The sequence below is a fragment of the Streptomyces sp. NPDC093064 genome (genome assembly GCF_044754605.1).
GTDB lineage: Bacteria > Actinomycetota > Actinomycetes > Streptomycetales > Streptomycetaceae > Streptomyces.
In genome coordinates this window covers 1-9,017 of record NZ_JBIVPK010000106.1, presented here as the reverse complement: position 1 = coordinate 9,017, position 9,017 = coordinate 1, and the positions used below count along the sequence as shown (strand labels likewise).

At 69.6% G+C, this 9,017-nt stretch carries 8 protein-coding genes; 3 read left to right on the top strand and 5 right to left on the bottom strand.

Going from position 1 to position 9,017, the window contains the following annotated elements; genetic code table 11:
* Positions 1–251: 251 nt before the first annotated feature.
* Together ACIQFZ_RS42525 and ACIQFZ_RS42520 are read left to right on the top strand one after the other, a co-directional pair.
* Positions 252–1,502, top strand: coding sequence for an IS256 family transposase (locus ACIQFZ_RS42525; protein WP_402693897.1), 1,251 nt, complete (start codon positions 252–254; stop codon positions 1,500–1,502).
* Complete coding sequence (locus tag ACIQFZ_RS42520; protein WP_402693896.1) at positions 1,499–1,969, top strand: hypothetical protein; 471 nt, start codon at positions 1,499–1,501, stop codon at positions 1,967–1,969. The genes ACIQFZ_RS42525 and ACIQFZ_RS42520 overlap by 4 nt, the downstream gene beginning before the upstream one ends.
* Positions 1,970–2,398: 429 nt before the next feature.
* Here ACIQFZ_RS42520 and ACIQFZ_RS42515 read toward each other — a convergent pair whose 3' ends face one another.
* The 4 genes from ACIQFZ_RS42515 to ACIQFZ_RS42500 form a co-directional block, all read right to left on the bottom strand.
* Positions 2,399–3,637: a hypothetical protein gene (locus ACIQFZ_RS42515; RefSeq protein ID WP_402693895.1), complete on the bottom strand. Its 1,239-nt coding sequence runs from the start codon at positions 3,635–3,637 to the stop codon at positions 2,399–2,401.
* A 67-nt stretch (positions 3,638–3,704) separates the two neighbouring features.
* The gene (locus ACIQFZ_RS42510) at positions 3,705–4,211 is read right to left on the bottom strand and encodes a SigE family RNA polymerase sigma factor (protein WP_402693894.1); all 507 of its coding nucleotides are present in this window, start codon (positions 4,209–4,211) and stop codon (positions 3,705–3,707) included.
* A 360-nt stretch (positions 4,212–4,571) separates the two neighbouring features.
* Positions 4,572–6,560: an FtsX-like permease family protein gene (locus ACIQFZ_RS42505; RefSeq protein WP_402693893.1), complete on the bottom strand. Its 1,989-nt coding sequence runs from the start codon at positions 6,558–6,560 to the stop codon at positions 4,572–4,574.
* Positions 6,557–7,315 carry an ABC transporter ATP-binding protein gene (locus ACIQFZ_RS42500; protein ID WP_402693892.1) on the bottom strand — a complete coding sequence of 253 codons (759 nt, stop codon included), beginning with the start codon at positions 7,313–7,315 and terminating at the stop codon, positions 6,557–6,559. The genes ACIQFZ_RS42505 and ACIQFZ_RS42500 overlap by 4 nt, the downstream gene beginning before the upstream one ends.
* 158 nt (positions 7,316–7,473) lie before the next feature.
* Here ACIQFZ_RS42500 and ACIQFZ_RS42495 point away from each other — a divergent pair, with 158 nt between their 5' ends.
* Positions 7,474–8,682, top strand: coding sequence for an RNA-guided endonuclease InsQ/TnpB family protein (locus ACIQFZ_RS42495; RefSeq protein WP_402693891.1), 1,209 nt, complete (start codon positions 7,474–7,476; stop codon positions 8,680–8,682).
* A 96-nt stretch (positions 8,683–8,778) separates the two neighbouring features.
* Here the strand turns inward: ACIQFZ_RS42495 and ACIQFZ_RS42490 are convergent, their stop codons facing one another.
* Positions 8,779–8,916: a hypothetical protein gene (locus tag ACIQFZ_RS42490; RefSeq protein WP_402693890.1), complete on the bottom strand. Its 138-nt coding sequence runs from the start codon at positions 8,914–8,916 to the stop codon at positions 8,779–8,781.
* Positions 8,917–9,017 lie beyond the last annotated feature (101 nt).

The following is a 9,017-nucleotide window of genomic DNA, read 5'->3' as shown; positions in this document are numbered from 1 at the left end:
GAGCTGGGCGAGGGTGATGTGCCGGTACCAGCCGTGGAAGGAACGGACCTCGTAGTCGGCCAGCCCGCAGGCGGACTTCGCCAGCTTGATCGCCTTTTCCAACGCTGTGCGCAGCGGTTTTCAGGACGAGCAATGCTCAGGACTTGTGGATCGGTTCCGGGAAGGCATGCGGAGGGCGTACCTTCCCGAATGATCCTGTGATGGTCACCGAGTAGGCCCGCGTTCGCAGCGCGGGTCGGGAAGGCACGCCCGTGCTCAGCGTAGTCACTGACGACGGCTCCACCCAGTCCGGCTCCCTGATCGATGAGATTGTGCGTGAAGGCGCACGCCGGATGCTGGCCGCCGCGCTGGAGGCGGAAGTCAACCAGTACATAGCCGAGTTGGCGGCCGAGACCGACGAGGCGGGTCGTCGTCTGGTGGTCCGCAACGGCCACCATCGGCCCCGCACCGTGGTCACCGCGGCCGGTCCCGTCGAGGTCAGGGCGCCGCGGGTGAACGACCGGCGCGTCGACGAGGCGACCGGTGAGCGCAAGCGGTTCTCCTCGAAGATCTTGCCGCCGTGGTGCCGCAAGTCGCCGAAGGTGTCCGAGGTGCTGCCGCTGCTCTATCTGCACGGTCTGTCGTCGGGGGACTTCGTGCCCGCGCTGGAGCAGTTCCTCGGCGGCGCGGCCGGCCTGTCGCCGGCGACCGTGACCCGGCTGACCAGGCAGTGGAGCGACGACCACGCCGCCTTCCAGCAGCGTGACCTGTCACAGACCGATTACGTCTACGTGTGGGCTGACGGGGTGCACCCCAAGGTCCGGCTCGGCCAGGCGCACTCGTGCGTGCTGGTCCTGCTCGGGGTCCGCCTGGACGGCACCAAAGAGCTGGTCGCGCTGGCCGAGGGGCTGCGGGAGTCCACCGAATCGTGGGCGGACCTGCTGCGCGACTGCCGCCGCCGGGGCATGCGTGACCCCGAGCTGGTGGTCGGCGACGGCGCGATGGGCTTGTGGAACGCCCTGGCCGAGGTCTTCCCCGCCGCCCGGCACCAGCGGTGCTGGGTTCACAAGGCCCGGAATGTATCGAACGCCCTGCCGAAGTCCGCGCAGCCGGGTGCGACCAAGGCGATGCAGGAGATCTACAACGCCGAGGACCGCGCCCACGCCGGGAAGGCGATCGAGGCGTTCGCGAAGACCTACGGCACCAAGTGGCCCAAGGCCGTCGCGAAGATCACCGACGACCGGGATGAGCTGCTGGCGTTCTACGACTTCCCCGCCGAGCACTGGATCCATCTGCGGACCACGAATCCAATCGAGTCGACGTTCTCCACGGTCAAGCTGCGGACCAAGGTGACCCGAGGGGCCGGCAGCCCAGCCGCGGCACTGGCGATGGTGTTCAAGCTGGTGGAGTCCGCCCAGGCCGGCTGGCGCTCGATCACAGGCGCCCACCTGGTCCCTCTCATCCGGGCGGGTGCCACGTTTGAGAACGGCGCGCTGGTCGAGCGACAGGACCAGGCCGCATGAACCACGACGACACGCCGCAGGAGGAGCCGGCCGAGCACCTTCGCTTCTGGGACTACCTGAGCGAGCTTGAGCAGGTCACGGAGGCCGACGAGGTCGACCTGGTCGGCGAAGTCCTCACCGACGCGGACCAGACGATGGCCCAGTCCGCCGTCCTGCGACACCTGGACCGCCGGGCTGCCGACCTCCACTCCGGACACGCCTATGAATCTTGGGCCGAGAAGATGACCCAGGCCACGACGCACTATCCGTTCCTGACCCGACGCCTGCGCGAATGGTCCCTCTTCCGAACCATCACACTGCGGCAACCGTGGCGTCCGGACGCCCTGCTCGACTCATCCGACTGGCTCCAACTCAAAACAGCCGAAGCGGCGAACCCCGCCGCCCTCGAGATCCTCGCCGACCGCGGCCGCACCAAGCGGATCCGCAACACGGCCCGGGCCAACCTGAAGCAGCAAAGGAGACACTGACCGCAGTCAACTCATCCACAAGTCTTGACTATTGCTCCCCAGCCTCCCCAGCCACCCGCGAAGTACGGAGCTAGCTAGGCGCGGTGCGAGGTCGATGTCGGTCCGGCCGGGGCGGGCCAGCCGCAGGCCCGTGTGCTCTCAGCGCCCGTTCGGTGCCCATACCCGGGGACCGGCCGTCTCGGCCAGCGGCCGGCGCAGCCGCCGCAGGGCGGCCAGAAGCTCGGCGGGGGCTGCGCCCAGGCCGTCGGCGGAGCCCCAGCGGCAACAGCAGATGCTCCTCAACCCGGTCGAGGTGCGCCATCAACTCGCCGTCCACCACCAGGTGCTCCGCCACTGCTCGCTCTTCCTCCGGCATGGCTCCACTGTGCCAGCCGCCTATGACACCGCGACCCCGTAGACCGCCGGCTGCGGCCCACGGGGTCGCCTGGTTCACTTCCGCCAGGCGGTGCTTGTGGCGAAGGCCTTCAGCTGGTCGATGGTGAACACCGGGGTCTTCCTGGTGGCGTCCACGCCCCACGACGCGGCGTTGAGCTCGATGATCGCGACCCGGGTGCCGTCGGGATACAGGGTGGCGACGGACCACTGGACGGCGTCCTTGCCGCCCTTCTCGGACGGCTGCTGGCTGACGCTCAGCAGAGTGCCGTCCGGCTGCTTCTCCCACCCGGCAAGCTCCTCGGCGCTGAGCCGCGGGTGGTCGACGTTGATTCCCACGGCACTCTTGCCCCGGCCGTCGTCCACGGTCAGCGCCGCGTAGCCGCCGTCGTTGTGCCCGCTCTCGTCGGCGGTCTTGAGGTTCTTCGGCAGCAGCTCCCTAAAGGTGGTGAGGATCTGCTTGCTGGAGGGGTCCTTGCTCTGCCCACTGCCGCCGGTCGGCGCCGGGGCAGGTGCCGGGATGGCCGCGAGCACCCGGTTCCAGACGTCCGAGGTGGCGACGGCGGCGAGTTGGGGGGCGGTGAGCGGCGGTTCGGGCCGGGTGGTCGCGGAGTCCTTCTCGGTGGGGGCGTTGTACTCGGACACGGCAACCTGCCGACCGTCCTTGGCGGTCAGCACCGCGCTCCACCACTTGGTTCCGTCCGGCTTGTTCGCGCGCTCATAGCCCTTGTTGACCACCAGTACGGCGCCGTCGACCAGCACCCGCCGAGTGCACTGGTCATAGGGGTTGGAGATCTTGCCGGGGCAGCTCGTCCAGTCCGGAATCATCGAGGAGGGCAGCCGGCTCACGTTCACCGAGATCGAGGCCGGGCCGGGCCCGTCGTCAAAGACCACCTGGGCGTACGGCGACGAGCTGGGGCGTTCCCCGTCCAGCTCGGTGCCGCGTCCCGTCGCCCCGGACACCTTGCCCTTGGGCAGCAGGCCGGTCAGCAGCCTGATCATGTCCTCCTTCGACACCTCACCCGGCTTGGTGGAGTGTGCGATCGACGTGACCGGCCCGCCGGCCGACGAGATCTTGGTGTCCTGTGGGTGCAGCATTCCGGGGAGCAGGGTGCTGCCGACGCCCACCAGGGCCAGAGCCGCCACCCCGCCGGTGATCCCCGCCATCCGGCGGCGCCGCAGCGTACGGCCCCGAGCGAGGCCCGCCGGGACAAGTGCCTGGTTGTCCATCCGGAACTCCTCTCCGATGCGGTGCAGCAGCTGGGTCAGGTCGTTCTCGAAGTCGTCCATGGGCATGGTTGACCGCCATCTCGTCGATCGGGTGTGAAACGTGAAGAAAAGCGCCGGATGTCCCGGGCCGCGTTCAGCGGCCGGCGAACTCGGACAGGCTGCCGCCGAGTTGTGTGCGCAGCCTGGACAGGGCGCGCACGCTACGCTTGCGCACTGTGGTAGAGCTCAACCGCATCACCTCTGCGGTCTGCTCGATGCTGCGGTCCTCCCAGTAGCGAAGGATCAGTACCGCTCGGTCGCGGGCCGAGAGCCCACGCAGCGCCTCCAGCAGCGCGATACGCAGTGCGGTGTCGCCCTCCGACCCCGCAATGTCCGGCAGGGTGCCGGTCGGGCGCTCGCCGCTGCTGCGTCGCCGCTGGTGGGAGAGGAACGCACGCACCAGGACGGTCTGCGCGTAGGCGGCTGGGTTGTCGACACGGGAGGGCTTCCGCCAGACCGCGTACATCCGGCCGAGGGTCTCCTGCACGAGGTCCTCGGCCAAGTGGGTGTCACCACCGGTGAGCAGGCACGCCGTCCGGTAGAGATGCCTGGTGCGGGTCGTGGCGAACTCCAGGTAGTCCGCCGACCGGTCCCCCGCCATGTGTGCTCCCCTCACTCGCCCTCTGCTTACACATCTATGACGACGTGAGAGCCGGGCTGTGTGACACCCCAATTTCACACCCCTAAAAACGCGTCGGGCCAGCACCGGTGGCGGTCAGGACATCACGTCGGCAGCGAGCCGATGGTTCGGGCCGGCGGAATCCGCGGCCGACGGGGGCACCCCGCGGCAGCTGGGCTGCCCGGGCAGGGCAGGCCTGCGTCGACGAGGCGCAACGGCAGCGGCATCGCGAGAGGCCGCCGACCGAGCCGCGGAAGGCGGAGAAGAGGGCCAAGCGCCGCCACCCGGCCTGAGCGGGCCAGCTATCCTGCAGTTGTGCCACCGCCGTCCCTGGCTGCTCCCCTACTGGCGCTGGGCGGCGAGGTCCAGCGGGCGGATGCGCAGCGCGAACGAAACCGGGAGCAGGCTGGAAACCAGGGCCAGCCCCAGGCAGACCAGGGCGCTGATGGCCAGCGGGGCCCAGGGCAGGCTCCAGGCGATAGACGCCTGCTGCCGGAGAACCAACTGGTCGAGCAGGGCCACCATGCCGGCCTGGGTGGCCGCGGTGACGAGCAGAGCGAGCGCGGTGGCGGTGAGGGTGGCCAGGGCTGTTTCGGAGGCGACCATCCGGAACACCTGGCGGCGGGTGCCACCGGTGAGCCGCAGGACGGCGAAATCCCGGAGGCGGTCACCGGTTGACATCATCATGGTGTTGACGATCGCGATCAGGGCGTAGAGCAGGGCAGGACCGAGGATCGCAATCATGGTGATCCACTGCTGTCGGACGGCAGGATCGCTGTCAGCACTTCCCCAGTTCCGTGCGGCGGTGAGCCGGGCGCCCGTCCCGGCCAGGACGCTCTCGGCCGAAGCGCGGTCGGTGACGCTGAGGTAGGCGGCGCTCACCCGTTCGGCCGCGAGGTGTCCGGCCAGCGCGTCCTTGGGCAGCAGCACCTGGGCCAGGCTGAGCTGGGCGCGGAAGAGCGCGACCACCCGTACGGGCACCGTGGTGCCGTCGCTGAGGGAAGCATCCAGCAGGTCGCCGACCTGCCAGCCGTAGCCCTTGGCGAGTTCGGCGGAGACTGCGACCGACCGCCCGTGCAGGTCGGCGGCCGAGCCGTCCTCGATCGGCAGGTTCCAGGCTGCCGCGAGGTCGCCGTCCACCACGGTCGCGGTGGTCGGGATCGACGGGGCCGGGGTCACCTGACGGGCCGCGTCCGGCGTGCCGTCGAAGTCCAGGCCATCCAGCACGGTCGGTGTCATGGTCACCGCGTTCGCCCCAGGCAACATGCGCAGCCGCCGGACGGTGTCCTCGGACAGTCCCTGACCCCGCGGCGGCTGCACCACGTAGGCGGCCTGGAGCGCGGCCCGGGTCTGTGCGACGCGGGCCTGCGAAAAGGCGAGGGTGCCACCGACGACCGCACCGGTCAGGCCGATCACCAGGAACGCCGGGGTGACAGTGGAGACCGTACGGCGCACGGCGGCCAGCGCGTTCTGTCGCGCCAACAGACCGGTCGCGCCGCGCAGCGGGAGCACCGGCAGGGTGAACAGCCGGACCAGCGGCGGAACCAGGAGCGGGGCGAAGACCGCGATGGCGATGATGACCAGAACGTCGAAGAGTAGCGACCACTGCGGCAGGCTCTGCGGGTCACGCAACGCCGGGTCGCCGCCCTGCTGGTTGCGGGCAGCGAAGAAGGCGCCGAAGTCGGCGGCGACCAGGCCCAGGTAGAGGACGCCGAGCAGCCAGCGGCTGAGCGGCATGACCTTGCGGTCCACCATAGAGTCGCCCAGCGCCTCGGCCGGGCGCACCCGGCTCGCCCGGCGGGCGGCGGTGAACGCGCCGAGCAGAGCGACTGCCAAGCCGGTGGCCGCAGCGATCAGCAGCGGGGCGGCGGCCAGGTGCGGGCCGAAGCCCGGCTGGGCCGCGTCGTGGTCGACCAGCCAGGAGGCGAAGCCCGGCGCCGCAAGCACGCCGAGCAGGCAGCCTGCTGCCGCGGCGGCGGTGGCGACCACCAGGGCCTCACCAAGGACCAGCAACTGGACCTGCCGCGGGGTGGCGCCGACGGCCCGCAGCAGCGCCGTCTCCTGCCGCCGCTGAGCGACGGCGAAGGCGAAGGTGCTGGCCACCACGAACACCGAGACGAACGCGGCCAGGAAGGAGGAGTAGCTGAGGAGCTTGTGCAGCGAGGGGGCGCCGGGGGCCGAGTTGTCCTCGATGGTGGAGTTCAGCAGCAGCCCCACGGCGGCGATCAGGCCGACGCCAAGGGTGAGGGCGGTGAAGGAGCCAACGAAGCCCAGCCAGCGGCGGCGCAGCGTCGCGGCGGCTAGCGGGAGCATAAGGCGGGTTGTGGTCATGCGCCGGCTCCCTGAGGGGCCGTGTCGAGCTCCAGCCGGGTCATCCGGTCGGCGACCTGGGCGGCGGTCGGCTGCTCCAGCTGGTCGACCAGTCGGCCGTCGGCGAGGAAGACTACTCGGTCGGAGTAGGAGGCGGCGACCGGGTCGTGGGTGACCATGACCGTGCTCTGCCCCTCGTTGTCCACCAGGGCTCGGAGCAGGCGCAGCACCTCACGCCCGCTGCTGCTGTCGAGCGCGCCGGTCGGCTCGTCGGCGAAGAGCACCTTCGGCCGGGTGATCAGGGCGCGGGCGATTGCCACCCGCTGCTGCTGACCGCCGGACATTTGCGAGGGCAGGTGGCGCAGCCGGTCGCCGAGGCCCACCTGGGTCAGTGCCTCGCGCACTCGGCCAGCCGACGGCCTACGGCCCGCCAGCCGCAGTGGGAGGCCTACATTCTGTTCCGCCGTCAGGGCACCCAGCAGGTTGAAGGATTGGAAGACGAATCCGATCCGCTCGCGACGGAGTTTGGTCAACGCGGTCTCGTTGAGCGAGCCGAGCTCGACCCCGTCCACCATGACCGAACCCGAACTAGGGCGGTCAAGCCCGGCGGCGATCTGCAGCAGGGTGCTCTTGCCGGAGCCGGAGGGGCCCATCACGGCCGTGAACGAGCCGTGGGTGAAGCCGATCGTGACCCCGGCCAGTGCCGCAACCTCTGCGGAACCGGCCCCGTAGGACCGCCGTATCTGGTCCAGCTGTACCACGATGTTGTTGGTCATCGGGATTCCTCCGTGGATACCCCGGACTTCAGGCCGGGGAGGAAACGGACTCCTGCGGAGCAGGGCAGGGAAAGCTGAATCGCCGCCAGGGCGATTCGGTGTCTACCGGCCACCGGCCGACGCCTGTAGCTCACATGAGAGCTGATAGAATGTGAGGTATGGCGCGGCTGGTTAAGCGGGCATTCAAGTACCGCTTCTACCCCACGGATGAGCAGGCAGCGGAGCTGTCCCGCACTTTCGGTTGTGTCCGCCTCGTCTACAACAAGGCGCTTCAGGAGCGCACCCGCGCCTGGTACGGCGAGCAGCGCCGTATCTCCTATGTGCAGTCGTCCGCCGCGCTGACGCAGTGGAAGAAAACCGAGGGACTCGACTTCCTGGCCGAGGTGTCCTCCGTTCCGCTCCAGCAGGCGCTGCGTCACCTTCAGACGGCGTTCGCCAACTTCTTTGCCAAGCGGGCCAAGTACCCGCGCTACAAGAGTCGGAAGAAGTCCCGCGCATCGGCCGAGTACACGCGCAGCGCCTTCAAGTGGCGCGACGGGCAGCTCACGCTGGCCAGGATGACGGGGCCCCTGGATATCCGTTGGTCGCGCCCTCTCCCGGAGGGTGCGGAGCCCACGACGGTGACCGTGTCCCGCGACAGCGCGGGGCGCTGGTTCGTCTCGATGCTCGTCGAGGGCACCGTCGTCCCGGCCTCCGCCACGGACGCGGCGGTCGGCCTGGACGCCGGGATTACCTCGCTGGTGACCCTGTCCACCGGTGAGAAAGTCACCAACCCCCGGCACGAGCGCCGTGACCGCGCGCGCCTGGCGAAGGCGCAACGGGAGCTGTCGCGGAAGGCGAAAGGCTCCGCTAACCGGGAGAAGACCCGTCGCCGCGTGGCCCGCGTGCATGCGAGGATCGCCGACCGGCGCCGGGACTTCCTGCACAAACTGTCGACTCGTCTCGTCCGTGAGAACCAAACGGTCGTGATCGAGGATCTGACCGTCCGCAACCTGCTGAAGAACGGCAAGCTCGCGCGCGCCATCTCGGATGCGGCCTGGGCGGACCTCCGCATGATGCTGGAGTACAAGTGCGCCTGGTACGGGCGCGAACTCGTCGTGATCGATCGCTGGTTCCCGTCCAGCAAGCTGTGCGGGGCCTGCGGCATGGTCCGCGAGAAACTGCCGCTGAACGTCCGTGAGTGGACGTGCGAGTGCGGTGCCACCCATGACCGCGACGTGAACGCGGCACGCAACCTCTTGGCCGCCGGGCTGGCGGCGTCTGCCTGTGGAGACGGTGTAAGACCTCAACGGGAGTCCTCCCGGACGGGGCGGTCGTCGGTGAAGCAGGAAACCCAGCGGGCGACCGCTGGAATCCCCCGCCTTTAGGCGGGGGAGGAAGTCAACTCTTCCATCTCACTGTCGAATCGGGGATCGATCCCACCACTGCGGAGCACGAGTTCCCAGTGAAGCGGTGGGCGGAGGTCAACCGGCGGGCATGACCGAGACGTTGCCGCCGCCGGAGTGCACCTTGATCCGGTGCGGCGCCTCCGGGCTGGTCTTGACCTGGGCCTGCTGCGAACCACCTGCCTTGCTGGCGTCCGCCGTCCTGCTGCCGCGCACGGTGCCCCAAGGCCCCGGGGAGAGTCGCGTTCGCCCGATTTGATCATGGGATGCCGTGCAGGGTGAGGATGGCTTCGGGGCGGGTGTGAGCGCGGCGGCCA

Coding starts and splice junctions, on each gene's coding strand:
- ACIQFZ_RS42520 (WP_402693896.1), top strand. CDS start 1,499: ATGAACCACGACGACACGCCGCAGGAGGAGCCGGCCGAGCACCTTCGC.
- ACIQFZ_RS42515 (WP_402693895.1), bottom strand. CDS start 3,637: ATGCCCATGGACGACTTCGAGAACGACCTGACCCAGCTGCTGCACCGC.
- ACIQFZ_RS42510 (WP_402693894.1), bottom strand. CDS start 4,211: ATGGCGGGGGACCGGTCGGCGGACTACCTGGAGTTCGCCACGACCCGC.
- ACIQFZ_RS42505 (WP_402693893.1), bottom strand. CDS start 6,560: ATGACCACAACCCGCCTTATGCTCCCGCTAGCCGCCGCGACGCTGCGC.
- ACIQFZ_RS42500 (WP_402693892.1), bottom strand. CDS start 7,315: ATGACCAACAACATCGTGGTACAGCTGGACCAGATACGGCGGTCCTAC.
- ACIQFZ_RS42495 (WP_402693891.1), top strand. CDS start 7,474: ATGGCGCGGCTGGTTAAGCGGGCATTCAAGTACCGCTTCTACCCCACG.